Origin of the sequence: Aeromonas sp. Prich7-2 (genome assembly GCF_017939255.1) — a bacterium.
Classification (GTDB): domain Bacteria; phylum Pseudomonadota; class Gammaproteobacteria; order Enterobacterales; family Aeromonadaceae; genus Aeromonas; species Aeromonas caviae.
In genome coordinates, this window is sequence record NZ_JAGKRI010000011.1 from 1 (window position 1) to 25,532 (window position 25,532).

The window sequence follows — 25,532 nt, forward strand, 5'->3', positions numbered from 1 at the left end:
CGGTATAACCTGGCCAGAAGGAGGCAATATCAATATGATGCACGGCGACAGCAGGGTGATGGTGGTGGTGTGTTTGGAGACAGCCAGTTTACCAGCACCCTGTCTGTCAACTTCCACTTCCCCAAGATCCCGCGAAGAACCAAAAATAATCGCCGAATGACTATAGAGGAGAGTCGCCCGGGTGCCACCTGCCAAAAGTGACACCCAACAAGACTCAATTATCACCAAATCCGGAAAATGGCGACGAAATAGGCATCATCATCGTCGATCATGGCGCCTGGATGGCATCAAAAAAATGTTCAGCCAATGCTCGATTCTGTGAGACCAGTCACTGAACCGGCATCAGCAGGCTGTTCATCAGGGCGCGCAGCTTGAGAGGTTTGACCGGTTTGCTCACGTAGCCAAAGCCGTGCTCACGGATCTGTGCCTGCAACTCGCTCTTGCGATCCGCACTGATGATGATGCCGCCGATACCGTTGCCGTGGGCCAGCCTGATCATGTGCAGCGCCTGCAACCCGGTCTTGCCGTCATCCAGGTGATAATCCGACAGCACCAGCGCAGGCAGGAAGCCGCCGCCGATGATCTCTTCCGCCTGCTCCTGGCTCTGGGCACAGCGCACCTCGCAGCCCCAGCGTCCCAGCAGCGAGGCCATGGCGATGAGGATATCCTCCTCGTTGTCGATGCAGAGGATCCTGACCCCTTCCAGCTGGCTGTCCCGCAGGGCCGGGGTCGTCACCTGGCTGGGGATGACGGGCCGGGTCGCGAGGTTCAGGGTGATGGCAAAAACGGACCCCGCTCCGGGCCAGCTGCGCAGGGAGAGCTGATGACCCAGCACCAGCGAGATGCCGCGGGCAATGGCGAGCCCGAGGCCAAGCCCCTGCTCCCTGGCGGTGCGGGAGTGATCGAGGCGGGAAAACTCGTCGAAGATCGCCTCCTGCTTGCCCTCCGGGATGCCGGGGCCGTTATCCCACACCTCGATGCGCACCTTCTCCCCCATGCGGCGACAGCCGAGCAGCACCCGACCGCCGGGGTTGTAGCGAAATGCGTTGGTGAGGAAGTTCTGCAACACCCGCCGCAGCAAGCGCACATCGCTGTAGACCGCAAGGCGGCTCTCCACCACGGAGAACTGGATCCCACCGGCCTGGGCCAGCACGCCGAATTCCGCCTTGAGATTGTCCAGCACATCGCTCAGGGCGAAATCGAGCTTCTTCGCCTTGAACTTGCCCGCCTCGAGGCGCGAGATGTCCAGCAGATCCGTGATGAGATCCTCGGTCGCCCCCAGGGCGTCGTCGATGTGGCGAGCGATGCGGGCCGGTTCGTCCTCCGGGGGCAGCATCTCCAGCAAGGAGGAGGTAAAGAGCTTGGCCGCGTTCAGCGGCTGGGTCAGGTCGTGGCTCACCGCCGCAAGGAACCGGCTCTTGGACTGGTTGGCCCGCTCCACCTGCTGGTTTACCAGCAGCAGTTGGCGGTTGAGTTCGGAGAGCTCGTGGGTGCGCTCGGCCACCCGCGCCTCCAGGTGCTCGTTCGCTTCCCGCAGCACCCGCTCCGCCGCCCTGAACGGGGTGATGTCGGTGAAGGTCATGACAAAGCCCCCCGCAGGCATGGGGTTGCCCTGCATCTCGATGACCCGGCCATCGGGACGCTCCCGCGCCGAGACATGGGGGCTGCCACGCTTCATGAAGGCAACCCGCCGCGCTACCTGGGCCTCGATGTCTCCCTGGCCGCACAACCCCTGTCCAGCGTTGTAGCGGATGATCTCCTCGATGGAACGGCCCACCTGAATGAGACCGGGGGGATAGGAGAATAGCTCGATGTAGCGTCGGTTCCAGGCCACCAGCCTGAGCTCCCTGTCCACCACGGAGATCCCCTGCCCCATGTGTTCGATTGCCCCCTGCAACAGGCCGCGGTTGAAGCGGAACATGTCGGAGGCCTCGTCCACTATGGTCGCGATCTCCTCGAGCTGCATGTTGCGTCCCTGCAGGGCAGAGGCTAGCACCAGGCGGGCGGACGAGGTACCGAATACCCCGGCCAGCAGTCGCTCCGTGTGGGCGATGAGCTCGGCGGAGGCCTGCATCTGGGGCGCCAGGGTGCCTCCCCGTTCGCCCGCGAAGCGGCCGAAGGCCCGCTTGACGCGGCTGGAACCGACGAAGCGGGCCGCCAGCATCTCCAGCTCCTTCACCGAGACCCGCGCATGATAAAGCGCCGAGGTATCCCGGCTCGTCTTGCCGACGAAGTTGGCTGCCTGCAGCCGCTCGCTCACCGCCGCCCGTGACAGCAGGGAGCCCGCCACATAGCCGGCGAGGTTGAGCAGAAGACTCAGGAAGAGGCACCAGGCCCCCAGGCTCAGATCCCGCACCGCCGGCCAGTCTGGGGGCGCCAGCAGGGCTTCGAGAGGGGAGCCAGCCAGCAGTCCGCTCTCCGCCAGCAGGGTCACGAACCAGAGGCTGACCCCGAGGGCGAGCCCGAGATAGACGCCCTTGCGATTGCCATGACGCCAGTACAGGCCGAGCAGCAGGGCCGGTGCGAACTGGGCCACGGCCCCGAACGAGAGATAGCCGATGCGCGACAGACTGGTGAGATCCCCGAGCCAGAGATAGAGCGCCCAGGCCGCCAGCAAAATCAGCAAGATGGCACCCCGACGCACCTGCAGCAGCAACCGCATCAGGCGCTCATCCCGCCCCTGTTGCCAGACCCGGCGCAGCAGGACCGGCAACACCAGATCGTTGCTCACCATGATGGCCAGGGCGATGGTGCAGACGATCACCATGCCGGTGGCCGCCGAGGTGCCGCCGAGAAATGCCAGCATCGCCATGCCGTCGAATCCGAGGGACATGGGGAGGCTTATCACATAGGTATCCGAGGCCATGTCTGCCCCGACCCACTGCTTGCCTGCCAGCGCCAGAGGCCAGATGAAGAGCCCCATCAGGAAGAGATAGAGGGGGAAGATCCAGCGGGCCCAGTGCAGATCCTGCCCCTGGTTGTTCTCCACCACGGTCACGTGAAACTGGCGCGGCAGGCAGATGACGGCGCACATGGCGATCAGGGTGTAGATGGCGAGCTCCAGCAGGCCGCCCGGCGTCACCGCCACCACCGCATCGAGGAAGTCGCCCGCCACCAGGGTACGCGCCTCGCTCGGTCTGGCGATGATGAGCCAGAGCGCAAAGCCCCCCACCGCCATGAAGGCGAGCAGCTTGACCACGGACTCGAAGGCGATGGCCACCACCATGCCCCTGTGGTGCTCGGTGGCATCCAGGTTGCGGGTGCCGAACAGAATGCTGAACAGGGCCAGCAGCAGGGTGACCCCCAGCGCCAGCTCCGCCATGTTGCTGGTGGGGCTGACCCCCGTGCTGTTGGCCATCAGCAGATCGAGCCCGGTGACGATCGCCTTGAGCTGCAGCACCAGATAGGGAAGTATCCCCATGACGGCGATGAGGCTGATCACCATGGCCAGGCGCTGGGACTTGCCATAACGGGCGGCAATGAAATCGGCGATGGAGGTGATGTGCTCGCGCTTGGCCACCAGGATGAGGCGGGCCAGCAGGCGCCAGCCAAACAGGAACACCAGCATGGGGCCCAGGTAGATGGGCACCGGCGACCAGGGGGATTCGCTGGCCTGGCCCACGGTGCCGAAGAAGGTCCAGGAGGTGCAATAGACCGCCAGCGACAGGCTGTAGAGCAGAGGCTGCCCCTTGGGGCGACGGCGCTTGTTCTTGTCCGCCACATAGGCGATGAGGAACAGCAAGCCCAGATAGGCGAGCGACAACCCGATCAGCAGCCATCCTTGGTGCATCTCTCTACTTCCCTTTTCCAGATAAGTCGGAGGCCTGCCGCGCCAGAGACCGGCAGACCTGTGTCATCGGCCCTGTTCAGGGCTCTCTTCACGCAGCCGCAACACGAAGACCGGCAGCACTACCAGCACCATGATAAAGAAGATGCCGCCCCCCAGCGGCTCGAACAGCACGCCGCAGATCGCCATCAGGGCCGCCACCGTCATGCCAAGGCCCAGGGCCGCATAGAGCGCCTGGGTGGGGATCTGCTGCTCCGCGGGCAACTGGCGGGTCATGAAGCGGATGGCGCCGAGGTGGCTGACGCAGAAGGTGACCCCGTGCAGCAGCTGGCCGAGCACCAGCACCGCCAGGTCGGTAGAACTGCCGAGCAGCACCCAGCGCACCACGCAGCCAAGGGCCCCCACCAGAAACAGCGTCTGGGCGCCGAAGCGCTGGAGGAAGCGCTTGTCCGCGGCGAACATGGCGATCTCCGCCACCACTCCCAGAGCCCAGAGATACCCGATCAGGGTGCCGCTGTAGCCGGCGCTCTTCCAGTAGATGGCGCTGAAACCGTAGTAGGCCGCGTGGCTCCCCTGCAGCAGGGCGGTGATGAGCAGGAAGCGGCGCACCGGGGCCGACCTGAGCGTGACGAGCAGCGAGGCCTTGGCCCGCTCCCCTTGCAGCTCCCGGGGGGCGGGTCGCAGCGGCAGCAGGCTGAGCCCCAGCATGATCAGCAGCCCGGCCACCATGGTGTGCAGCACCCAGTCGCTGCCAAAGTTGCCCACCAGGGCCCCCACCAGGGTGGAGGCGACGATAAAGGCAAAGGAGCCGCACAGCCGCACCTTGCCGTAGTCGAGGTGGGTCTGCACCACCATACGGGTGGCAAGCGCCTCTCCCATGGGCATCAGGGTCGGGTAGATGAAGTTGGCCGCCAGGGTCAGCACCACCAGCCACCAGAGGCTGTGGCCCAGATAGAAACCGAGGAAGGCCAGCAGACTCAGCAGACAGAGCAGCCGGGTGACGGGCAGCAACTGGCCGGCTCCCTTGACTCGCCCCATCACCATCAGGTTGCCGGCAAAGCGGATGGCCATGCCCACCCCTAGCAATAGCCCTATCTGTTCAGTACTCACCCCGATGCCTTCCAGCCAGAGCGACCAGAACGGCAGGTAGGCGCCATAAACGAAGTAGAAGGCACCAAAAAACAGGGCTAACCAGGAGAACGCGGGCATAGAGGCTCGGGCTGCATGACAAGGGGCACAAATGATAACCGATTTCGGGGCGGGGATCCCCAGGCGGCATGACAGATAAAAACCATAAATATCAATAAAGTTGAACCTTTGTCACATCCCCCTGTCTATTGGGTAACACCGCTTCCTGATGAGTGTTGCAATCCTTCCACCCGCCCCTGGCGGGTTTCTTTTTTGCAGACGCCGACCTTCATGACAAAAGGGGCCTGAGGGCCCCTTTTCCTTCATGCTGGTCCACGACCATCAGAACACGTACTTGACCCGTGCACTGAGGTTGCGGCCAGGCTTGGTCTGCTTGCTGGTATCTGCGGTGGCGGCAAGGCCGGTGATGCTCTCGTAGCTCACGTACTCCTTGTCAAACAGGTTGAACACCCCCACGTTGAGCTGCAGGTCCTGCACCGGCTTGAACTGGGCATAGAGATCCACCACGCCCCAGCCTGCGCTCTTGATGTTGTCGTTGCCTCGCGCATCCTTGCCCACCTTGTCCATGTCGTCGGCAAAGCGCAATGCGGTGTTGATGTTCCAGTTCGGCTGCTCCAGACGCACTCCGACGCTGCCGTTCAGGGGGCTCAGGCTGTTGATGTAGTTGCCCTCGCCATCCTTGCCCTCGATGTAGGCCAGGTTGCCCCAGACGTTGACCAGCTCGTTCAACCAGTAGTCCGCCTTGGCCTCGGCCCCCTTGGTGGTCGCCTTGTCCAGGTTCTGGTACTGATAGAGGGCGGTACGGCCTTCGGTGCCCACGGCCGTCAGCTCGATGAAGTCGTCGAACTTGTTGTAGAAGGTGGCCACTTCATAGCTGAACCCGCCACGGCTGCCGCGCACCCCCAGATCGATGCCGTCGCTGCTCTCTGGCTTGAGGTTCGGGTTGGGCTCGATGCGATAGCCATACGCCTGGTGGTTCAGGGTGGAGAAGGCGTTGTCATACATGGGCGCCTTGAAGCCGTGGCTGTACTGGGCGAACAGGTTCGCCGCCTCGTGCGCCTTGAACACCAGCCCCAGCTTGGGAGAGAACTCCCCTTCGGAGATCTTCTTCATGTTCTCGCCCGTGTAGGCGGGATCCTCGTCCGGGGTCATCTTGTAGTAGTCGTAACGCACGCCCGGGGTCAGCACCCAGCGCTCGCCGAACTTGATCTCGTCAAAGGCCCAGAGCGCACTGCGCTCGCTGGTGGTGGAGGGGAAGCTCAGCTCGTTGTAGCCGACGAAGTCACCCGGAACGGTCGGCCCCTTGAAGCGGGTGCGCTCGTTGTCGGTGTGCTCGTATTCCAGGCCCCAGGCCAGACGCTGGCTGGCGAGCGCCTTGTTGAACTTCACCTGGGCGCCCAGGCTCTCCTGCTCGAAACCGTTGTGATCCAGGGAGTTCTTGGTCACATAGGGGTTGCCCGGCATGACCGGATACTTGGACGAAGCGTACTGATCCAGGGTCTGCTTGGCGCGGCTGTAGTAGATCTTGCTGTCCACGCGATCCGCCCAGGGGGCGTTCAGGGCGAGGCCATGATCCAGTACCAGGGAGAGGTTGTCGGTCTCCTTGTCGGTAATGGGCTGGTTGAAGACGGAGCCCGCCTTGGTCAGATCGATGGCATCCGGATCCTGCCCCTCGGTGAAGTAATCCACCGTCAGTTTCAGGAACTGATCATCGGAGAGATTCCACTTGCTCTTGAACAGCACGGCCTGGCTGACGATGTCGAACTCGTTCTTGTCGCCGTCATAATTCTGGGTGACACCGCCATCGCGCCAGGTGTAGCGCAGCAGGTTCTCGACTTCCCCGGTGCGCAGCGCCCCCGTGATGCCGGCCATTCTCTGGTGGCTGCTGGAGGCATAACCCGTGGTCGCATCCAGATAGCTGTCGCGGCCCTTGAGGAAGTCGCCTGCATCCTTGGTGGTGATGGCAATGACGCCTCCCAGAGCATCGGAACCGTAAGCGGCCGAGGCCGGCCCTTTGGCCACTTCCACCTGCTTGATCATGTCGGTGTCGAAGTAGGTCTGACCCACGCCGCCATTCTTGTAGGCATCGTTCTGGCGCACACCGTCCTGCACCACCTTGACCCGGTTTTCGCTCATGCCGCGAATGGTGAAGGTTTGGGCATCTCCTGCTCCTCCCTGCACGCTCACCCCGGGCTCATAGCGGAACAGATCGGCGACGTTGCTGACGACCTGCTCTTCAATCTGCTCCGAGGTAATGACGGCGATGGGACCGGAAACATCTTCCAGCTTCTGTTCCATCCGGGAGCCGCTGACGACCATGACTTCATCGGCTTTCTTGTCTGCGGCGAAAGTGGGGGAGATCAGCCCGGCCGCCACGGCGAGGGCTATCAGGGAGGGGGTGTTGTTGTGCGCCACTGCAAAGTCCTTATTGAGAATTATTATCAAGCGGAAGGCATATTACCCCGCCAGAGACAAAGATCAATAATAAAGTGAATCATTCTCATTTCACTTTATCGTCATTCCCCCTTACACTGGCGCCACTTTTTCGCTCGCCATGCCGCCATCCCATGGTGCAGCCTTTTCCCATCCCCTGTTTCTTGAGTGAGTAACCATGATCCGACGACTCCCCCTACTCGCCCTGCCCCTGCTGCTGGCCGCCTGCGCCACCACGTCGCAGAACACCCCACCCGAGACCCTCTATGACGCACGGCTCGATACGGCCCAGGGGCAGGCGTTGACCTTCGAGCAGGCGGTGGCGCGGGTGGCGGATGCCGACATCGTGCTGGTGGGGGAGCTTCACACTCACCCGGCCATCCATCTGTTGCAGGCACGTCTGCTGGCGGGGCTTGACGAGATGTCGCAAGCCGATGGCCGGGCCCTGGTACTCTCCATGGAGCAGTTCAGCCGCGCCGATCAGCCGGTGCTGGATGCCTACCTGGCCGGACGCATCGGCGAATCGGCCCTCATTCGAGATGGCCATGCCTGGCCCAACTACCAGAGTGATTACCGCCCTCTGGTGGAGTTTGCCAAGGCGCAGCACCTGCCAGTGATCGCCGCCAATGCCCCCAAACCCCTGGTGAGCTGCGTCGGTCAGGAGGGACCGGCCTGGCTCGACAAACTGCCGGCCAATCGCCGCAGCCAGCTTGCCCGCGAGCTGACTCTGGGGGATGACGGCTACCGCCAGAAGTTCATGGCTTCCATGCACCATGGGGATGCGGACGGCAACGCCCGTCGCTTCGCCGCCCAGACCAGCTGGGACGACACCATGGCCGAAAGCATGGTGGATTATCTGGGCAAGCATCCCGGCAGGCGCATCATGCATATCGCAGGCAACTTCCACGTGGAAGGGGGGCTCGGGATCGCCAGTCGCATCGCCAGCCGCAATCCGGCACTCAAGGTGGCACTCATCGTGCCGCAAACCGGTGACGAGACAGCACCCGGGAGAGACGCCGATGTCGGGGTCCACATCGCTCCCCTGCCGGAACGCTGGCTAAATGCAAAGGAAATGAAGCAAGATATGGGCGCACTGCATCAATCCCGAAGCCGTGACTGCAGCCAATGGTTGCAACCCTCAAAATAGCCCAAGGATTTCATATGGATGTGTTACTCGTCATCGACATGCAACAGGGGTTGTTCGATAACCCCCGCCATCAGGATGCCCAGGTCATCGCCAACATCAATCGTCTGGCCGATCGCGTGCGGGGCCACCACGGACGGGTCATCTATGTGCAACACGACGAACCGGGTTCCGAGCTGGAACCTGGCAGTGCTGGCTGGCAACTGCACGCCGATCTGGCCCCGTCTCCCCACGACAGCCGGGTGCGCAAGACCGCCTGTGACAGCTTCCTCGACACCGAGCTCGGCTTCCTGCTGGCAGAGCAGTCGGTAGACAGACTGCTCATCTGCGGCTGTGCCACCGACTTTTGCGTCGATACCACGTTGCGCAGCGCCGCCGCCAGGGGCTTTGACGCCTTTGCGGTGACCGACGCCCATACCACGGCGGACAGGCCGCACCTGAGTGCGGAGCAGATCATCCAGCACCACCACTTCATGTGGCGGCATCTGAGCCTGCCTCAAGGAAGAAGCGTGACCCTGCTCACGACGGATGAGCTGCTGGCCACCATTTAACCCGAGCGGGCGTGTTAAGCTGCCCGTCCTGATGTGAACACCCGATTGGAGTCTTGTGTGCGTCTACTCTCTGCCGTTGCCCTCACGCTGCTGTTACCGGCGCTCACCGCCTGCTCCGGATTGCCGGGGGCAGCCCCCGATGGCCCGGCCCCCCTGTTCCACACCCATATCAGCGACGACGGGAGCAAGCGCTTCACCTTCGAGGCCGCCCCTCTCGACGTCCTGCCCACCCGGTTGCAGGAGGGAGATGACAACCGGCTGAGCCGCCGCGACAAGAGCTTGCTGGAACGCCGGGAAGCCCTGCAGGACGAGCAGCTCACCCAGATGCTGGCCACGCGCAAGTATTGCCGAAGCGGCTATATCGTCCTCAGCCAGACCTCCTGGAAGATCCGCGGGGAATGCAACGAGAGCGCCACCCAGGCCGATCGCGATGCCTTCCCCAACCAGGCAGGCTGGCAGGAGTAACCCGGGACATAACAACAAAACGGGCAGCCCAGGCTGCCCGTTTCTCATCTCGCTGATTGTCCCCTCAAACGGGTTCATCCGCCGGGCTGGTCAGCTCGGCGCCGTTGTCGATGCGTTTGTGTCCTTCCACCAGGTGAACGAAGTCAACCAGCTCGTCGCCGGAGACACGGAATGCCTGACCGAATCCCTTGACGAACAGTCCCTGCTCGGGCTTGAGCCGAAACAGCACGAAGTCCTTGAGGTTGGAGAGCCCTTTGACGATCTCGCCGAAACGCCCTTCCAGCGCCGCAACGGCCTTCTCCCAGCGTGCGTCGTCGCGGGCCACCACCTCGGCGACCGCATCGAAGGTCAGACGCTTGCGGGCAAACAGCTCGCGGGCCCCGGTTTCGTCCTCGATCAGCATCAGCGATACCTTGGGCACCTGTTGCAGGTTGCGGGCGTGGCGAGCTATCTCGGAGATGAGCACATAGTATCCATCTTCCTGCAGCACGAAGGGGGCATAGCTGGCATTGGGGTTGCCTTCGCCATCTACAGTGGCGAGCTGCAGGGTACGGCAACCGTCGCGGAACTCGCGGATCTCCGGTTGCAGGCGGTTTTGCAGGCGCTCCTGACGTTCACTCATGCTTTCACTTCCTCTTGATACTGACGGCGCAGGGCCATGAAACGCTCCACCTGCTCAGGCAGCAGTTGACGCTGCTCGTCCCGGCCCAGGTAGATCTTGAAAATGCAGCGGCCACTGTGGCCGAAGAACTGGAAGGAGTGCCCCTCCTTGCCCATGAAGAGCTTGCTGACCAGGGCGATGCCCGCCACGTTGTCGAGCTTGAGGTGGCCGTGCAGTTCGCCGTCCCGCCCCATCAGGTTGTAGTAGCCGCGCGCGTTCTTGCCCTTGGGGAAGGGAGCCTTCACCTCGAAGATGGAGCCATCGGATTCGACGATGGTGGTCACCTGACCCCAGTTGGACAAGTCCGCCAGCAGGGCTTCGGCCTCCCCGGCCGGCACTTGCGTCATCAGGGCGGCAGGCAGATGGCGTACCACCTCCCACTCGCTGACGGCCAGCTCGGTGGCGAGGGTGGACGGGTGGGCGCTGGGGTCTTGCTCCAGCAGCGCGTGAATGCGTTGTGCAATGCTCATCGGTTCTCCCTGGATGATCTGGCGATGGTGCTCGGTGTCGCGGCGGATACTGTAATAAAGCGCCCCAAGTAACGCAATTGATAATCGCTTTCATTCTCAGTGCATTTTGATGGGCGACTTGATATTCTCGGCGGCAACCCTATTTCATTCATCCTTCGGAGGTTCGCATGGGCCGTCGTTTTGCCCTCGCATTCAGCCTGCTCGGCTGTGCCCTTTCCCTCTCTTCCCCATCCGTCATGGCGGGGGAGCGTATCGTCAGCATAGGCCCGGCCACCACGGAACTCATCCTGGCACTGGGAGGCGAGCAGAGCCTGGTCGCCACCGATGTCAGCAGTCCGGAGCCCAGAGGCGTGCCCAAGGTCGGCTATCACCGTGCCCTCGCCGCCGAAGGGATCCTGAGTCTCTCTCCGACCCTGGTGGTCGGCAGCGACGAGATGGGCCCGAACAGCACGCTTGATCAGTTGCGCCGTGCCAACGTCAAGGTCGAGGTCATGGCCACAGCCCCTACGCTGGCCAACCTCAACGAGCGCATCGATACCCTGGCCCATCTCCTGGGTGACCAGGCGGCAGGGAGCAAGCTCAAGGAGGAGATTGCCGCCCAGAGCGACACCCTGGCGGCGCAGGCGAAGCAGAACAAGCCCCTCAAGGTCGCCTTCCTGCTGCTGCACAAGGGTCAGCCCACCAGCATCGCTGGCGGCAACACCACCGCCAGCGCCCTCGTCACCCTGGCGGGCGGCGTCAATCCGGTGGCTGGGCTCCACGACTACAAGCCCGTTTCCACCGAATCCCTCATCGAGCTGCAACCTGATCTGGTGCTGGTGAGCGGCCGCGACTGGCAGCAGTATCAGGATCCCGACGCCGTCCTGAGCCAGGTGCCCGCCCTGTCAGCCACCCCGGCAGGCAAGAACAAGGCCATCCACGCCATCGACGGACATGCCCTGCAAGGGGGCCTCAGCCTTCGTTCCCTGCAACAGGCGAACCAGATCGCCCAGTGGATCAAGCAGGGTTCCTGATGCGCCTGCCTCTGCCCTGGCTGCTCGCCCTGACCGGCTGCGCGCTGGCGTTGCTGCTGGTCGGGTCCCTCGCGACCGGCCCCATGTCCCTCTCCCTTGGTGAGAGCCTGCGCGCCCTGTTTGCCGGACCACAGAGCGGGATTGAGGCTCACAAATTATTGATCGTGCAGGAGATCCGTCTGCCACGAACCTTGCTCTGCATCGCCGTGGGGGGCATTCTCGGCCTCTGCGGCGCCGTGATGCAGGGACTGTTTCGCAACCCCCTGGCAGACCCCGGCATCATAGGGGTGTCGGGTGGGGCGGCACTCGGCGCGGCCCTGGCCATCGTGTTGCTCGCCCCGTTGGGCTCGCACCTGCAGAGCCTGCTCGGCCTGGGGTTGCTGCCCCTGCTCGCCTTTCTCGGCGGGGCACTCACCACCACGCTTGTCTATCTGCTGGGTACCCGTGAGGGGGGAACCTCGGTCACCGTCATGCTGCTGGCCGGCGTCGCCATCACGGCGCTGTCCGGTGCCGTGATAGGGCTGCTGACTTACCTGGCGGACGATCAGATGCTGCGCAACCTCAGCCTGTGGCAGATGGGGTCGCTGGCCGCGGGCAAGCCGCTGGACGTGGCGCTGGCCCTGGCGACCCTGGCCGCCCTGCTGTGGCTCTTCATGCGCGACGCCAACCCCCTCAACGCCCTGCTGCTGGGAGAGGGAGAGGCCCGTCATCTGGGGGTAAACGTGCAGGCGCTCAAGCGGCGCCAGATCCTGCTCACCGCCGCCGGGGTCGGCGTGGCGGTGGCGGTGGCGGGCATGATCGGCTTCGTCGGCCTGGTGGTTCCCCATCTGGTACGGCTGCTGGCGGGGCCCAACCATATCCGCCTGCTGCCGCTGTCGGCCCTGCTGGGGGCAGGCCTGCTGCTGGGGGCCGACATGCTGGCCCGCACCCTGCTGGCGCCGGCCGAGCTGCCGGTGGGCATCATCACCGCCCTGATGGGGGCGCCCTTCTTCATCTGGCTCTTGGTCAAGAGCCGCCGGACGCTGTAACAGGAGAACGTCACCTTGCCCGGATCCCCCCCCCTGCTTCTCTGCCGGGAGCTCAGCCTCCGCCTGGGCAACCGCCTCATTCTGGACCGCCTGGATCTCGAGCTGCAGGCCGGCAGTCTGACCGCCCTGCTCGGCCCGAATGGCGCCGGAAAAAGCTCGCTGCTCAAATGCCTGACCGGCGAGCTGGCACATGAGGGAACCATCGCCCTGTTCGGCCAGAAACGCCAGGAGTGGGCCGGCAACGCGCTGGCCCACAGGCTCGGGGTGCTGCCGCAAAGCTCGTCCCTGAGTTTCCCCTTCCTGTGCGAGGAGGTGGTGGCCATGGGGCGACTGCCCCACAGCGAGCCGGCAAGCCGACGCGACGAGATTGTGCGTGCCGCCATGACCCACGCCGGGGTGGATCACCTGACGGGCCGCCTCTACCCCGGCCTCTCCGGCGGGGAGCGCCAGCGGGTGCAGTTCGCCCGGGTGCTGGCCCAGATCTGGCAGGCCCCGGACGAACCGCAGCAAGCGCGGCTGCTGCTGCTCGACGAACCCACCTCGGCCCTCGACCTCAAGTACCAGCACCAGCTGCTCACCATGGCCCGCGCCCTGGCCGGTCGCAACACCGCCGTGCTGGTGGTGTTGCACGACCTCAATCTGGCAGCCCGCTACGCCGATAGACTGGTGATGCTGGAGCAGGGCAGGCTGATGGCTGACGGCAACGCAGGCGAGGTGCTGACTCCGGAGCTCATCGCGCGCCTCTACAACTACCCCGCACAGGTGATCCACCACCCCGAGAGTGGCGTTCCCATAGTGGTGTGACACCCAGGGGCAGATAGCAACAGAGCGCCATCAGGCGCTCTGTCTTTTTGCGGTATCCAGCCTTGGGCTGACCAGCAGGGCAATCCCCACGGGCACATCAGGCTATCTGGTAGCGCCCCGGCTTGTGATTGAGTGTCAACACCAGATTACAGATGATGGCTGCCACCACGGAAAGCACCAGCAGCCAGGGAGAGACCACGAAGAAGGAGGCGACGACGATGGCGCAATCCAGTCCCATCTGCAGCTTGCCTGCCCGGATGCCGAACCTGTCCTGGATGAAGAGCGCCAGGATATTGAAGCCCCCCAGGCTCGCCTTGTGGCGGAACATGATGAGCAGTCCCATGCCGATCAGGGTGCCGCCGATGAGCGCCGCGTAGACGGGCTCGATCTTGCCTATCTGCAGCACGGCGTTGAGGTGATCCGTCATGAAGGAGACGGTGGCCACGGCGGCAAAGGTATTGAGGGTGAAGCGCGGCCCCATCCTGAGCCAGGCCAGGGCGTAGAACGGCAGGTTCATGGCGAAGAACAGCAGGCCGAAGCTGATGCCGGTCACCTGCTGCAGCAGCAGCGCCAGCCCGGCGGTGCCGCCGGTGAGCAGGCCGACCTGGTGGAACAGGAAGATGCCGAGGGAGACGAAGCCTGCCGCGGTCAGCAGGGCGAGCACATCCTCATAGAGCGGGTGCGCAGAGCGGGGGGTGTTGTCCATAACCGGGTGTCCATGCGAAGTGAAAAGAGTGTCTGTCGCCAGCACTGGCGGTGGCGAGCCCCGTGGATCGGGACTTCGTTTATGACCACAGTGTCCGATTTCAGTGAGCCGGATCACAAGTACGCGACGATATGCGCCAAAATGGTGCGCGTCAGCATGGCGTTACAACCCTTGCACCAAAATAACGCTCCCCCGAAAACTGACAGCGGCCTGAAAAAGCGGACGGTTCCCGCTGCTCGCGGCAGCGAATCGTTCTAGAATGAGTGCCTTGCAATTGCCTGCGGAGCAACAGTAGATGAGAGTCGCCGTATTCGGGATAGGTTATGTGGGGTTGGTCCAGGCCGCCGTGCTGGCCGAGATGGGTCACCAGGTAACCTGCGTGGATGTGGATGCCGTCAAGGTCGAGCGCCTGAAAGAGGGCATCATCCCCATCTTCGAGCCCGGTCTCGCCCCCATGGTGCAGGCCAACCACCAGGCCGGCCGCCTGCATTTCACCACGGACGTGGCCGAGGGGGTGGGCTATGCCGAGCTGATCTTCATCGCGGTCGGCACCCCGCCGGATGAGGACGGCTCAGCCGATCTGCAGCACGTGCTGGCGGTGGCCGGCACCATAGGCCGCCTGATGCAGGCTGGCAAAGTCGTGATCAACAAGAGCACTGTACCGGTCGGCACCGCCACCAAGGTGCGCCGGCACATCGAGGCCATACTGCGCGAGCGCGGCGTCGAGCTGCCGCTCGAGGTGGTCTCCAACCCCGAGTTTCTCAAGGAGGGGGCCGCCGTCAGTGACTGTCTGCGACCGGATCGCATCATCATCGGCACCGGCTCGTCCCATGCCTTCGCCTTGCTGGAGGAGCTCTATGCCCCCTTCAACCGCCAGCACGATCGCATCATCCAGATGGATGAGCGCAGCGCCGAGCTGACCAAGTACGCCGCCAACGCCATGCTGGCCACCAAGATCTCCTTCATGAACGAGATGGCCAATCTGGCGGAGAAGCTGGGGGCCGATATCGAGGCGGTGCGCAAGGGCATAGGCGCCGATCCGCGCATCGGCTACCACTTCATCTATCCGGGCTGCGGCTACGGCGGATCCTGCTTCCCGAAGGACGTGAAGGCGCTGATCCACACCGCCAAGGAGGCGGGCTGCGAGGCGCCGCTGCTGCGCTCGGTGGAACAGGTCAACGACAGGCAGAAGCACAGGCTCGCCGAGCGGCTGCACCAGCACTTCGGCGCCGACTTGAGCGGCCGCACCTTCGCGCTCTGGGGGCTCGCCTTCAAGCCCAACACAGACGACATGCGGGAGGCCCCGAGCCGGGTGCTGATGGACGCCATCTGGGCCGCCGGCGGCAGGGTGCAGGCGTACGACCCCGAGGCCATGAAAGAGGCCCAGCACCTCTACGGCCTGCGGGACGACCTGACCCTGTGCGGCACCCAGGAGGCGGCCCTCCAGGGGGCCGATGCCCTGCTCATCTGCACCGAGTGGCAGCAGTTCCGCGCCCCCGACTTCGAGCTGATCCAGCGCACCCTGAAGCAGGCCGTCATCATCGACGGTCGCAACCTCTACGATCCGGCCCGCCTGCGCCAGCGCGGCTTCACCTATTACGCCATCGGCCGAGGCGACAGCCTGGAACAGGCGCACGGTCTGGGGCAGCCGCGATGAAGTATCTCGTCACCGGCGCAGCCGGTTTCATCGGCTTTCACCTGGCTGGGCGGCTGTGCGCCGAGGGCCACGAGGTGGTCGGCATCGACAACCTCAACGACTACTACGAGGTGAGTCTCAAGGAGGCGCGCCTCGCCCTGCTCACGCCTCTGCCCGGCTTTCGCTTCGAGCGCACCGATCTCGCGGACCGCGCGGCCATGGCTTCGCTCTTTGCCCGCGAGCAGTTTGACCGGGTGATCCATCTGGGGGCCCAGGCCGGGGTGCGCTACTCCCTGGACAACCCCTTTGCCTACGCCGACAGCAACCTCACCGGCACCCTGACCGTGCTGGAGGGGTGCCGCCATCACGGGGTACAGCACCTGGTCTACGCCTCGTCCAGCTCGGTCTATGGCCTCAACGAGCAGATGCCGTTCAAAACCACGGACGGAGTGGATCACCCTGTCTCTCTCTACGCGGCGAGCAAGAAGGCTAACGAGCTGATGGCCCACTCCTACTCCCACCTCTACGGCCTGCCCACCACGGGCCTGCGCTTCTTCACCGTCTACGGTCCCTGGGGTCGCCCCGACATGGCGCTGTTCAAGTTCGTGCGCGCCATCCTCAAGGGCGAGCCTATCGACATCTACAACCAGGGCCAGCTCAGCCGGGATTTCACCCATGTGGACGACATCGTGGAGGGGATAGTACGGGTCGCGGACAGGCCACCGGTCGGTGATACCAACTGGCGGGGGCAGACGGATGCCAGCCCGGCCCCCTACCGCCTCTTCAACATCGGCAACGGCAGCCCGGTGCGGCTGCTGGACTTCGTGGAGGCCATAGAGACGGTGCTCGGCAAACGGGCGATCCGCAACATGCTGCCCATGCAGCCCGGCGACGTGCTCGCCACCTGGGCCGACACAGAGGCGCTGTTCGAGGCAACCGGCTATCGCCCCAAGGTAGGGTTGACCGAAGGGGTCGAGAGCTTTGTGAAGTGGTACAGGGAGTACTACAGGATCTGACCGCACAGGATCATCCAAATAGAAAGGGGCTGCCAATGGCAGCCCCTCTGTTTATCCGGCTTACTCTCCTGCCGTCCGGGCTCAGGGCCCGGGGGCATAGCTGAAGGGCGCTATCTGTGGGCTCAGACCGCGACAGGCCGGCTTGAGGGCCTCAGGCCCGGCCAGCAGCCAGTCGGTGCGGTGGCGGTTACCGAGGCTCTCCATGCGATCTGCGTCGAAACAGACCGCCATCAGATCGGCTGCGCCCAGCACCCAGCGACCGGGAGCGGCCGCAATCCAGGCCGCCGCCTCGCGCGCCTGCTCCCCATCCCCCATCAGATAAGGGTAATGTCGCAGGGGCCGTTGGCTGAACAGCAGGTGCTGCTCCTTGAAACCGGCCAGCAGCAGCTCGTTCCCCGCAGGCACCCGCTCCGCCGCCAGCGCCATCACCCCCTCCGGGGTGCGCATGTCGTTGAGCCTCACGCAGATCCAGCTGGAGTAGATGAGCCACCCCACCGCCAGCGAACAGAGGAGGGCACTGAGCGGCGCCCGGCGCAGCAGCGCATTGACCAGCAGCAGCGCCCCTCCCATCGCCAGCAGGGGCAGCCAGGGGGCCGGGCCCAGATCCTCCAGTCTGCTCGCCAGCCCGGCGCTGAAGGCCAGCGCCCCCGCCCCGCCCACACAGATGATCCCCAGCAGCCAGCCGAGTCCACCCAGCAGGCGTGCGGGCCAGACCCGCGCCAGCAGATCGGCAACGAAGGGAGCCGTCAGCAGGGCCAGCGCCGGCGTACCCGGCGTGACATAGACGCCGCGCTTGCCCGGCGAGGCCGAGAAGAAGAGGATCACCAGCACCAGGTAACCGAGCAGCAATATGATGCGCCTGTCCTGCCCCTGGATGGCCTTGCGCCAGGCCACCACCAGCCAGGGCAGCAGCAGGGAGAGCGGCAGCCAGAATGGCGGGATCACCGAGGTGAGATAGTACCAGAAGGGTTTGACGTGATGCCAGGCGTTGGCATAGCGGGTCACCGTCTGGCGCAGCAGTATGTTGTCCCGGTAGGCCTGCAGCACGGGATCCCCGCTCTGGGCCACGGCGAGCAACATGGGCACCAGCCAGAGAGCGATGGCCAGCACCATAAAGAGCGGCCCCGCCAGCCCCTTGAGCCAATCGCCCCTGGTGGCGGCGCGGATCTTCTCCCTGTGGGTCCAGACAGCCGGGATCAGGATCAGCAGGGCCAGCAGCCCCACCCCCTTGGTGATGATGCCGAGCCCGGCGGCGAACCAGCCGAGCCAGTACCAGCGCCAACCGCCACCGCAGAGCAGGAAGCGGACGAAGCCGTAGACGCCGAGGGTGATGAAGAAGGTGACCAGCGCATCGATCTGCGCCGTCTTGGCCTGCAGGGTGAACTGGACTGTAAACAGCAGCAACAGCCCGGCCAGGAAGCCGACCGAGGGGTTCCACAGGCGGCGGCCCATGTCCCACACCAGCGTGATGGTCAGCAGACCCGCCAGCAGGGAGGGCAGCAGGAACGCCACCTTGATGGAGCCGGTCAGCAGATAGCCGATGGCGATGCCCCACATAAACATGGGGGGCTTGTCCGGGTAGATCTCGCCGCCGCGCATGGGGAACAGCCACTGGCCGCTCTCCACCATCTCCTTGGCGATCAGGGCGAAACGGGGTTCATCGGCGGGCCAGGGGTCCCGCAGGCCGAGGCCGGCGCCGAGCACCACCAGGGCGATCAGCAGCAACCAGCCGAATGAGCTCTGATTGAGCAGGTAACGATCATTTACCATGACGAGCCTCATAGTCGTTGACGACCTTGTCCCGCTTCCAGCCTCTGTGCTGGATATCCAGATAGAGGCTGTAGAGGGCGGTAAAGGTGGGGAAGAGGTTCTGCAGCACGCCGACCGAGTCCTGCTTGGGCGAGAAGACGAAGTAGCTCAGGGTCATCAGGCTGCCGAGCACGCTCATGTACCAGAACATGCGCGGGATCACCGGCTTGCCGGCGCGCTTGGAGGCGACGAACTGCACCAGCCAGCGGCCGCCGAACATCAGCGCCCCTGTGTAGCCGATGATCTTCCAGCCGGTGACGTGCAGACCCGTCCAGTCCAGCCAGGTCAGTGGCATCGAGAGCAAGGCATCGATCACTCCAATGTCTCCCTCACCTCGACCACCTTGGAGCGGCGCTGCAACCACCAGACACCGACCACGTCCACCAGCCCGACCCAGAGCCGGTTCCAGACGCCGTACTTGGAGATGCCCGCCTGCCGGGGTCTGTGATTGACCGGCCAGGGGGACATGCGGCCACCCTGGGCCTGGATCAGGGCCGGGATGTAGCGGTGCATATGGTTGAAACCGGGCAGGCGCAGATACCAGTCGCGGCGCACCACCTTGAGGCCGCAGCCGGTATCCGGGATGCCGTCCCGCAGCAGCAGATCGCGGAAGCCGTTGGCCAGCCTGGACGAGAGGCGCTTCACCCAGTCATCGCGCCGATTGACGCGATGGCCGATGAGCCCGACCTGGCTCTTGTCCGCCGCGAAACGGCGCTTGGCCTCTTCCAGCATGGCGGGAATGTCGGCCGGATCGTTCTGGCCGTCGCCGTCCAGCACCACCAGCCAGTCGCCACGACCGTGACGCACGCCGCTCAGCACCGCCATGCTCTGGCCGACGGCCCGCACGTGGCGCACGACCCTCAGGCTGGCGAAGCGCGCCTTCAGCTCGCACAGGACGGCAAAGCTGTCGTCCTCGCTGCCGTCGTCCACGTAGATCAACTCGTAGTCGTACTTGCCGCCCAGGGCCGCATCTATCTCCCCGATGAGGGGAGCCAGATTGTCCCGTTCATCCTTGGCAGGCACCACTACTGATACATCGACTGAATAACCCATATGAGCTTCCCGACTATAAAAAGGGGCAACAAATCCTGTTGCTTATATCATGAAAAACCGGTGAGAACTGTGTCCATCTCACGTAAAAACAAGGCGTTGCATGGCGCTGGTCGCAGTCTATCATTCAACAATTAATAAGCGCATCAACTAAGGTCGACCTATAAGTTCCAGCCCGGCATCGCCACAACCCGAGAATGCATGGCATGCCATGGGGCGAGGTTTTCCTCTGTCTCAAAAGTTCCATACCGTTTTCATCTCTGATGGACGAACACATAACCACATGTTCCATCGTCTGGCTGGCAGCCAACCCGTGGAGAACCTATATCTTCCGGACAAGCCAACGAGGTAACCATCATGCAGAGACTCTGCGCCTGGGGCTGGGGGCTGCTCCTGCTGTTGACCACGGCATCGGCCCATGCCGATGCATTTCGCCAGGCCCCCAAGGCGATGAGCGCCCTGCGCCAGGGCGCCGCCATGGAGCGCGGCAACCCGAGGCAGGCCATCGCCCACTACTGCACCGCCGCCAGCCTGGGCAACCCGGAAGCCTACTACCGCATCGGTCGCCTGCTGGCTCGCGGCCCCCAGGGGATCCGCAATGCCCGCAGCGCCAACGCCTACCTGGCCATGGCCATGCGCCTTGGCAACCAGCAAGCCGCCCGTTACTACAACGAGCGGGTCGGCAACGCCCCCCTCGGCACCTGTGGCGTCGGTGGCAGCGGAGGCGGCGCCCCCTGGGTGCGGCCCAGCACCCCCTTCGATCAGGACAGCTACCTGGCCCGGCAATCCACGAGCAAGCAGCAGCTGGCCAGCATGATCCGCCAGGCGGCCAAGCGCCACAGGGTCGATCCCCAGCTGGCGCTGGCCATCGCCATCGCCGAGTCCAATCTGAACAGCACCGCCGTCTCCCCCAAGCAGGCGCAGGGGGTCATGCAGCTCATCCCCGAAACCCAGGCCCGTTTCGGCGTGACCCGGCCGTTCGACGCCCGGCAGAACATCCGTGGCGCCATGATCTACCTGAAGTGGCTGGAGAAGCAGTTTGGCCCGGACTGGGTCAGGATCAGCGCCGCCTACAACGCCGGGGAGCAGGCCGTCCTGCGCCACGGCGGCGTGCCCCCCTATCGGGAGACCCAGGAGTACGTGCAGCGGGTGCTCTACTACTCGGGGCAGGATCCGGCCAAGGAGCGCCGGCTGCCACGCTGAGCACCACTCACCGGCCATCTCATCCGCACGAATCCTATCGGGCCAGGCTTAAGGAAATCTTAAGACAGGGCCCGGCACGCTCCTGTCCGCTGCCGCCTCTCGGCCGCTCGCCAGCCCCCTGGCTCCCCGCTCCCCGGCTTTGCCGCCCCCTCCCCATTGGTTTACAATCGACGGGTTTTTTGGAACCGGGTTGACGGCCCGTCGACCCGGCCCCACCACGACATCAGTCTGTTAATGTCACGACATTAAACTGCTGAAAAGGAAGAGAATTAGCCAATGGCTCAATTTATTTACACCATGAACAGGGTCGGCAAGGTAGTGCCGCCCAAGCGTCATATTCTCAAGAACATCTCCCTCTCCTTCTTCCCGGGCGCCAAGATAGGCGTGCTGGGTCTGAACGGCGCCGGTAAATCCACCCTGCTGCGCATCATGGCCGGGATCGACACCGAGATCGAAGGGGAAGCCCGCCCGCAGCCCGGCATCAAGATCGGCTACCTGCCCCAGGAGCCTAAGCTGGATCCGGAGCAGACGGTGCGCGAGGCGGTCGAAGAGGCGGTGGGCGAGGTGAAACGCGCCATGGCTCGCCTCGACGAGGTCTATGCGGCCTACGCCGATCCGGACGCCGACTTCGACAAGCTGGCCCGCGAGCAGGGCGAGCTGGAGGCCATCATCGCCGCCCAGGGCGGCCACAACATGGAAAACCAGCTGGAGCGCGCGGCCGACGCCCTGCGCCTGCCGGCCTGGGATGCCCAGATCAAGCACCTCTCCGGGGGTGAACGCCGCCGCGTGGCCCTGTGCCGCCTGTTGCTGGAAAAGCCGGACATGCTGCTGCTGGACGAACCGACCAACCACCTGGATGCGGAATCCGTGGCCTGGCTGGAGCGCTTCCTGCACGACTACGAGGGCACTGTCGTGGCCATCACCCACGACCGCTACTTCCTCGACAACGTGGCCGGCTGGATCCTGGAGCTGGACCGTGGCGAGGGCATCCCCTGGGAGGGCAACTACTCCTCCTGGCTGGAGCAGAAAGACGCCCGTCTGGCCCAGGAAGCGAGTTCCGAAGCGGCCCGTCGCAAGTCCATCGAGAAGGAGCTGGAGTGGGTTCGCCAGAACCCCAAGGGCCGTCAGGCCAAGTCCAAGGCCCGTATGGCGCGCTTCGAGGAGCTCAACACCAACGACTACCAGAAGCGCAACGAGACCAACGAGCTGTTCATTCCGCCCGGACCCCGCCTCGGCGACAAGGTGGTCGAGGTGGCCAACCTCTGCAAGTCCTATGGCGACCGCCAGCTGATCGACGATCTCTCCTTCTCCATTCCGAAGGGCGCCATCGTCGGCATCATCGGCCCGAACGGTGCCGGTAAATCGACCCTGTTCCGCATGATGTCGGGTCAGGAGCAGCCGGACTCCGGTTCCATCACCCTGGGTGACACCGTGGTGCTGGCCTCGGTGGATCAGTTCCGCGACCAGATGAACGACAAGAAGACGGTGTTCGAGGAAGTCGCCGACGGCCAGGATATCCTGCGCATCGGCAACTACGAGTTCCCGAGCCGTGCCTATATCGGCCGCTTCAACTTCAAGGGTTCCGACCAGCAGAAGCGGGTTGGCGAGCTCTCCGGTGGCGAGCGCGGTCGTCTGCACCTGGCCAAGCTGCTGCAGACCGGCGGCAACGTGCTGCTGCTGGACGAACCGACCAACGATCTGGACATCGAAACCCTGCGCGCCCTGGAGAACGCTCTGCTGGAGTTCCCCGGCTGTGCCATGGTCATCTCCCACGACCGCTGGTTCCTCGACCGCATCGCCACCCACATCCTGGACTACCAGGACGAGGGCAAGATCGAGTTCTTCGAGGGCAACTTCACCGAATACGAAGAGTGGAAGAAGAAGACCTATGGCGCCGAGGCCGTCCAGCCGCGCCGCGCCAAGTACAAGCGCATCGCCAAGTAAAGGGAACGATTGGTACAGTCAGCCGCACCGCGTCCATTGCGACAAGCGAGCTGCATATGCGGACAAGGGGAGCCCGGGCTCCCCTTTTTATCGCCTCCTGGCTTACAATTCCCCTCCCTACCCTGGCAGCATAGAACCATGACCCAACCCACCACGACCAGACTCACCATCCAGATCCGGATCGAACCCGGCTGTCTGGGTCCGGATGGCAAGCAGCACATCGACACCTTCTGCACCGCGGCCAGCCGGGTCTTTGCCGCCATCGAACCCGGGCGGGTCAGCTGGGTGCTGCTCCCCCGCCACGACAAGCAGTTGCCGGAGCAGGAGTTCCTCATCGAGGGGCGCAAGTTGAGCGAGGCGCAAGCCGGCCTGTTGCTGCAGCGCATGGGCGCGAGTCTGGCTCCCTTGCTGGAGCAGAGCGATGCCGTGCTGAGCCAGCTTATCGAGCGCTACCTGAAGAGCCGTTGATGGTCCCCACAGAGAAGGTTCTATCGAGCCCCATTTTTACACCCCCAAGGGCAAACGTTTGAATTTTTGCTCTATTCATTGATCCGCCTCGCAGATCCGGGGTTTGTAAACGCCGCCGCCTGTGTGAAAATGTGCGCGCTGTCACGGTATCAGGACGAGTCTGGTCACTTCATCGCCAGAGACAGGGCCCTTCACCCCGCATGGATGGGTGCGGCCCCCTGCTGCTTATTTCACGTTACCCATTGGAATCCAACATGAATCAACCACATCACGCTACCGGGCAGACCGCCAGCCCGGCTGCCGGGCAAGGATTGCTCGAGCGTCTGTTTGCCCTGCGCGGTCATGGCACCACGGTCCGCACCGAGGTCATCGCCGGCATCACCACCTTCCTGACCATGGTCTATATCGTGTTCGTCAACCCGCAGATCCTCTCTGCCGCGGGCATGGACACCCAGGCCGTGTTCGTCACCACCTGCCTCATCGCCGGCATCGGCAGCATCCTGATGGGCCTGCTGGCCAATCTACCCATCGCCCTGGCACCCGCCATGGGCCTGAACGCCTTCTTCGCCTTCGTGGTAGTGGCCGGCATGGGCTACTCCTGGCAGGTTGGCATGGGCACCATCTTCTGGGGCGCCCTGGGGCTCTTGATCCTCACCCTGCTGCGGGTGCGCTACTGGCTCATCGCCAACATACCGCTCACCCTGCGGGTCGGCATCACCGCCGGCATCGGCCTGCTGATCGCCCTGCTCGGCCTGCACAATGCCGGCATCGTGGTCGCGAGCCCCGCGACCATGGTGACCGTGGGGGACCTCACCTCCCTGCCCTGCCTGCTGGGGCTGCTCGGCTTCTTCCTGATCTGCATCTTCTCCGCCCGCGGCGTCCACTCCGCCGTGCTGATCGCCATCGTGGTCACCACGGCGCTGGGCTGGCTGTTCGGGGATGTCACCTTCAAGGGGTTCGTCTCGGTGCCGCCCAGCATTGCCCCCGTCTTCGGTCAGCTGGATCTGATGGGGTCGCTGGACATCAGCCTCGCCGGGATCATCTTCTCCTTTATGCTGGTCAACCTGTTCGACTCTTCCGGCACCCTGATCGGCGTGACCAATCGCGCCAAGCTGGCCGATGACAGGGGCCACTTCCCGCGCATGAAGCAGGCCCTGGTGGTGGACAGCGTCAGCTCCGTCGGCGGCGCTTTCATGGGGACCTCGTCCGTGACGGCCTACATCGAGAGCAGCTCCGGCGTCGCCGTCGGCGGTCGCACCGGTCTGACCGCCATCGTGGTGGGCGTGCTGTTCCTGCTGGCCATCTTCTTCTCCCCGGTCGCCGCCATGGTGCCAGCCTACGCCGCTGCCGGCGCCCTTATCTACGTGGGCGTGCTGATGTGCTCCGAGCTGACCCGGGTGAAGTGGGAAGACCTGACCGAGGCGGTGCCGGCCTTCATGACCGCCGTCATGATGCCGTTCAGCTTCTCCATCACCGAGGGGATCGCCGTGGGCTTCATCTCCTACTGCGTGATGAAGGCGGGCACCGGCCGCTGGCGCGAGATCAACCCCTGCGTGCTGGTGGTCGCCCTGCTGTTCGTCCTCAAGTTTGTCTGGGTCGATGCCCACTGATTTTTCTTCCATGAAAAGAAAAACCAGACTCTGAAAACAAAAATGCCCGTCATCGACGGGCATTTTTTAGGTTCTTCGCGGGATCTTGGGGAAGTGGAAGTTGACAGACAGGGTGCTGGTAAACTGGCTGTCTCCAAACACACCACCACCATCACCCTGCTGTCGCCGTGCATCATATTGATATTGCCTCCTTCTGGCCAGGTTATACCGTCATCGCCCAAGCGCTTTCTGCCAACCATCACACCCTGTTTACCCTTGAGCCTCGCGCCGACCTGTTGCCCCGTTGTCGCCGATGCCTGCAACCCACGCCATTGATCCACGACCAACGTATCCGCCGGGTGCGTGAGCGAGACCTATTTGACCGACAAGTCTGGTTACAACTGCCTGTTCGCCGCGTCGACTGTCTGCGCTGTGGTCGCGTCAGTGAACATATCGACTAGCTCCCCTCTGGCTCCCGCCTCACCCGGCGCATGCAGTGCTGGATTGAAGCGCTCGTTCAGTACCTCCCCATCCGCCATGTCAGCCAGCTCACCGGGGTCGGTTGGCACACCATCAAGGAGATCGACAAGCGCCGTTTGCAGACCA

At 64.0% G+C, this 25,532-nt stretch carries 22 protein-coding genes and 1 pseudogene; 14 read left to right on the plus strand and 9 right to left on the minus strand.

Going from position 1 to position 25,532, the window contains the following annotated elements:
* Positions 1-201 (plus strand): hypothetical protein (locus J9892_RS03190; RefSeq protein ID WP_210537979.1); only part of this gene is annotated, 201 nt, incomplete at its 5' end.
* A gap of 127 nt (positions 202-328) precedes the next feature.
* Here the strand turns inward: J9892_RS03190 and J9892_RS03195 are convergent.
* The 3 genes from J9892_RS03195 to J9892_RS03205 all read right to left on the minus strand — a co-directional run bounded on the left by J9892_RS03195 (position 329) and on the right by J9892_RS03205 (position 7,351).
* Complete coding sequence (locus J9892_RS03195) at positions 329-3,790, minus strand: PAS domain-containing hybrid sensor histidine kinase/response regulator (RefSeq protein ID WP_043152611.1); 3,462 nt, start codon at positions 3,788-3,790, stop codon at positions 329-331.
* A 63-nt stretch (positions 3,791-3,853) separates the two neighbouring features.
* Positions 3,854-4,996, minus strand: a complete 1,143-nt coding sequence (locus tag J9892_RS03200; RefSeq protein ID WP_010673233.1) for a 3-phenylpropionate MFS transporter — start codon at positions 4,994-4,996, stop codon at positions 3,854-3,856.
* A 261-nt stretch (positions 4,997-5,257) separates the two neighbouring features.
* Positions 5,258-7,351, minus strand: a complete 2,094-nt coding sequence (locus J9892_RS03205) for a TonB-dependent hemoglobin/transferrin/lactoferrin family receptor (protein ID WP_043152608.1) — start codon at positions 7,349-7,351, stop codon at positions 5,258-5,260.
* Positions 7,352-7,547: 196 nt separating this feature from the next.
* On the opposite strand from J9892_RS03205, the gene J9892_RS03210 reads away from it, so the two are divergent.
* From J9892_RS03210 to J9892_RS03220, 3 genes are read left to right on the plus strand one after another with little or no spacing between them, the layout of a single operon-like run.
* Positions 7,548-8,516: a ChaN family lipoprotein gene (locus tag J9892_RS03210; RefSeq protein WP_210537980.1), complete on the plus strand. Its 969-nt coding sequence runs from the start codon at positions 7,548-7,550 to the stop codon at positions 8,514-8,516.
* A 14-nt stretch (positions 8,517-8,530) separates the two neighbouring features.
* The gene (locus J9892_RS03215) at positions 8,531-9,064 is read left to right on the plus strand and encodes a cysteine hydrolase family protein (protein WP_134997919.1); all 534 of its coding nucleotides are present in this window, start codon (positions 8,531-8,533) and stop codon (positions 9,062-9,064) included.
* A gap of 57 nt (positions 9,065-9,121) precedes the next feature.
* Entirely contained in the window at positions 9,122-9,529 is a 408-nt protein-coding gene (locus tag J9892_RS03220) for a hypothetical protein (RefSeq protein WP_041211184.1), read from the plus strand.
* 64 nt (positions 9,530-9,593) lie between these two features.
* On the opposite strand, the gene hutZ is transcribed toward J9892_RS03220, so the two are convergent.
* Together hutZ and hutX are read right to left on the minus strand one after the other, a co-directional pair.
* Entirely contained in the window at positions 9,594-10,151 is a 558-nt protein-coding gene (gene hutZ, locus J9892_RS03225; RefSeq protein WP_010673228.1) for a heme utilization protein HutZ, read from the minus strand.
* The gene (gene hutX, locus J9892_RS03230; protein WP_039040073.1) at positions 10,148-10,660 is read right to left on the minus strand and encodes a heme utilization cystosolic carrier protein HutX; all 513 of its coding nucleotides are present in this window, start codon (positions 10,658-10,660) and stop codon (positions 10,148-10,150) included. The genes hutZ and hutX overlap by 4 nt, the downstream gene beginning before the upstream one ends.
* A 167-nt stretch (positions 10,661-10,827) precedes the next feature.
* On the opposite strand from hutX, the gene J9892_RS03235 reads away from it, so the two are divergent.
* From J9892_RS03235 to J9892_RS03245, 3 genes are read left to right on the plus strand one after another with little or no spacing between them, the layout of a single operon-like run.
* Complete coding sequence (locus J9892_RS03235; RefSeq protein ID WP_103260746.1) at positions 10,828-11,673, plus strand: ABC transporter substrate-binding protein; 846 nt, start codon at positions 10,828-10,830, stop codon at positions 11,671-11,673.
* Positions 11,670-12,701 carry an iron ABC transporter permease gene (locus tag J9892_RS03240; protein WP_201964183.1) on the plus strand — a complete coding sequence of 344 codons (1,032 nt, stop codon included), beginning with the start codon at positions 11,670-11,672 and terminating at the stop codon, positions 12,699-12,701. Before J9892_RS03235 ends, J9892_RS03240 begins: the two co-directional genes overlap by 4 nt.
* Positions 12,702-12,716: 15 nt before the next feature.
* Entirely contained in the window at positions 12,717-13,505 is a 789-nt protein-coding gene (locus tag J9892_RS03245) for a heme ABC transporter ATP-binding protein (protein ID WP_210537981.1), read from the plus strand.
* Between the two features lie 97 nt (positions 13,506-13,602).
* Here J9892_RS03245 and J9892_RS03250 read toward each other — a convergent pair whose 3' ends face one another.
* Positions 13,603-14,211, minus strand: a complete 609-nt coding sequence (locus tag J9892_RS03250; protein WP_043152597.1) for a YitT family protein — start codon at positions 14,209-14,211, stop codon at positions 13,603-13,605.
* A gap of 295 nt (positions 14,212-14,506) precedes the next feature.
* On the opposite strand from J9892_RS03250, the gene J9892_RS03255 reads away from it, so the two are divergent.
* Positions 14,507-15,868, plus strand: coding sequence for a UDP-glucose/GDP-mannose dehydrogenase family protein (locus J9892_RS03255; protein WP_210537982.1), 1,362 nt, complete (start codon positions 14,507-14,509; stop codon positions 15,866-15,868).
* Positions 15,865-16,863 (plus strand): NAD-dependent epimerase, encoded by a 999-nt coding sequence (locus J9892_RS03260; RefSeq protein WP_210537983.1) that lies wholly within the window; start codon positions 15,865-15,867, stop codon positions 16,861-16,863. The genes J9892_RS03255 and J9892_RS03260 overlap by 4 nt, the downstream gene beginning before the upstream one ends.
* 81 nt (positions 16,864-16,944) lie before the next feature.
* Here J9892_RS03260 and J9892_RS03265 read toward each other — a convergent pair whose 3' ends face one another.
* Genes J9892_RS03265 through J9892_RS03275 form a run of 3 tightly spaced genes read right to left on the minus strand, consistent with a single transcriptional unit; the run spans position 16,945 to position 19,725 of the window.
* Positions 16,945-18,633 carry a glycosyltransferase family 39 protein gene (locus tag J9892_RS03265; protein WP_246876611.1) on the minus strand — a complete coding sequence of 563 codons (1,689 nt, stop codon included), beginning with the start codon at positions 18,631-18,633 and terminating at the stop codon, positions 16,945-16,947.
* Positions 18,623-18,988, minus strand: coding sequence for a lipid-A-disaccharide synthase N-terminal domain-containing protein (locus J9892_RS03270; RefSeq protein ID WP_236261637.1), 366 nt, complete (start codon positions 18,986-18,988; stop codon positions 18,623-18,625). The genes J9892_RS03265 and J9892_RS03270 overlap by 11 nt, the downstream gene beginning before the upstream one ends.
* Positions 18,985-19,725: a glycosyltransferase family 2 protein gene (locus J9892_RS03275; RefSeq protein ID WP_043152587.1), complete on the minus strand. Its 741-nt coding sequence runs from the start codon at positions 19,723-19,725 to the stop codon at positions 18,985-18,987. The genes J9892_RS03270 and J9892_RS03275 overlap by 4 nt, the downstream gene beginning before the upstream one ends.
* A gap of 354 nt (positions 19,726-20,079) precedes the next feature.
* On the opposite strand from J9892_RS03275, the gene J9892_RS03280 reads away from it, so the two are divergent.
* From J9892_RS03280 to J9892_RS03300, 5 genes and pseudogenes are all read left to right on the plus strand, one after another.
* On the plus strand, positions 20,080-20,925 hold the full coding sequence (locus J9892_RS03280; RefSeq protein WP_043152584.1) for a lytic transglycosylase domain-containing protein: 846 nt from the start codon (positions 20,080-20,082) through the stop codon (positions 20,923-20,925).
* A gap of 276 nt (positions 20,926-21,201) precedes the next feature.
* Positions 21,202-22,869, plus strand: coding sequence for an energy-dependent translational throttle protein EttA (gene ettA / locus J9892_RS03285; protein ID WP_043152583.1), 1,668 nt, complete (start codon positions 21,202-21,204; stop codon positions 22,867-22,869).
* Between the two features lie 138 nt (positions 22,870-23,007).
* The gene (locus tag J9892_RS03290) at positions 23,008-23,337 is read left to right on the plus strand and encodes a hypothetical protein (protein WP_042074228.1); all 330 of its coding nucleotides are present in this window, start codon (positions 23,008-23,010) and stop codon (positions 23,335-23,337) included.
* A 254-nt stretch (positions 23,338-23,591) separates the two neighbouring features.
* The gene (locus J9892_RS03295; protein WP_210537985.1) at positions 23,592-24,947 is read left to right on the plus strand and encodes an NCS2 family permease; all 1,356 of its coding nucleotides are present in this window, start codon (positions 23,592-23,594) and stop codon (positions 24,945-24,947) included.
* 167 nt (positions 24,948-25,114) lie between these two features.
* Positions 25,115-25,532: pseudogene (locus J9892_RS03300) on the plus strand (helix-turn-helix domain-containing protein); the annotation flags it as partial.

Coding starts and splice junctions, on each gene's coding strand:
- ettA (WP_043152583.1), top strand. CDS start 21,202: ATGGCTCAATTTATTTACACCATGAACAGGGTCGGCAAGGTAGTGCCG.
- J9892_RS03290 (WP_042074228.1), top strand. CDS start 23,008: ATGACCCAACCCACCACGACCAGACTCACCATCCAGATCCGGATCGAA.
- J9892_RS03250 (WP_043152597.1), bottom strand. CDS start 14,211: ATGGACAACACCCCCCGCTCTGCGCACCCGCTCTATGAGGATGTGCTC.
- J9892_RS03235 (WP_103260746.1), top strand. CDS start 10,828: ATGGGCCGTCGTTTTGCCCTCGCATTCAGCCTGCTCGGCTGTGCCCTT.
- J9892_RS03255 (WP_210537982.1), top strand. CDS start 14,507: ATGAGAGTCGCCGTATTCGGGATAGGTTATGTGGGGTTGGTCCAGGCC.
- J9892_RS03215 (WP_134997919.1), top strand. CDS start 8,531: ATGGATGTGTTACTCGTCATCGACATGCAACAGGGGTTGTTCGATAAC.
- J9892_RS03200 (WP_010673233.1), bottom strand. CDS start 4,996: ATGCCCGCGTTCTCCTGGTTAGCCCTGTTTTTTGGTGCCTTCTACTTC.
- J9892_RS03265 (WP_246876611.1), bottom strand. CDS start 18,633: ATGGTAAATGATCGTTACCTGCTCAATCAGAGCTCATTCGGCTGGTTG.
- J9892_RS03210 (WP_210537980.1), top strand. CDS start 7,548: ATGATCCGACGACTCCCCCTACTCGCCCTGCCCCTGCTGCTGGCCGCC.
- J9892_RS03280 (WP_043152584.1), top strand. CDS start 20,080: ATGCAGAGACTCTGCGCCTGGGGCTGGGGGCTGCTCCTGCTGTTGACC.
- J9892_RS03195 (WP_043152611.1), bottom strand. CDS start 3,790: ATGCACCAAGGATGGCTGCTGATCGGGTTGTCGCTCGCCTATCTGGGC.
- J9892_RS03295 (WP_210537985.1), top strand. CDS start 23,592: ATGAATCAACCACATCACGCTACCGGGCAGACCGCCAGCCCGGCTGCC.
- J9892_RS03260 (WP_210537983.1), top strand. CDS start 15,865: ATGAAGTATCTCGTCACCGGCGCAGCCGGTTTCATCGGCTTTCACCTG.
- hutX (WP_039040073.1), bottom strand. CDS start 10,660: ATGAGCATTGCACAACGCATTCACGCGCTGCTGGAGCAAGACCCCAGC.
- J9892_RS03275 (WP_043152587.1), bottom strand. CDS start 19,725: ATGGGTTATTCAGTCGATGTATCAGTAGTGGTGCCTGCCAAGGATGAA.
- hutZ (WP_010673228.1), bottom strand. CDS start 10,151: ATGAGTGAACGTCAGGAGCGCCTGCAAAACCGCCTGCAACCGGAGATC.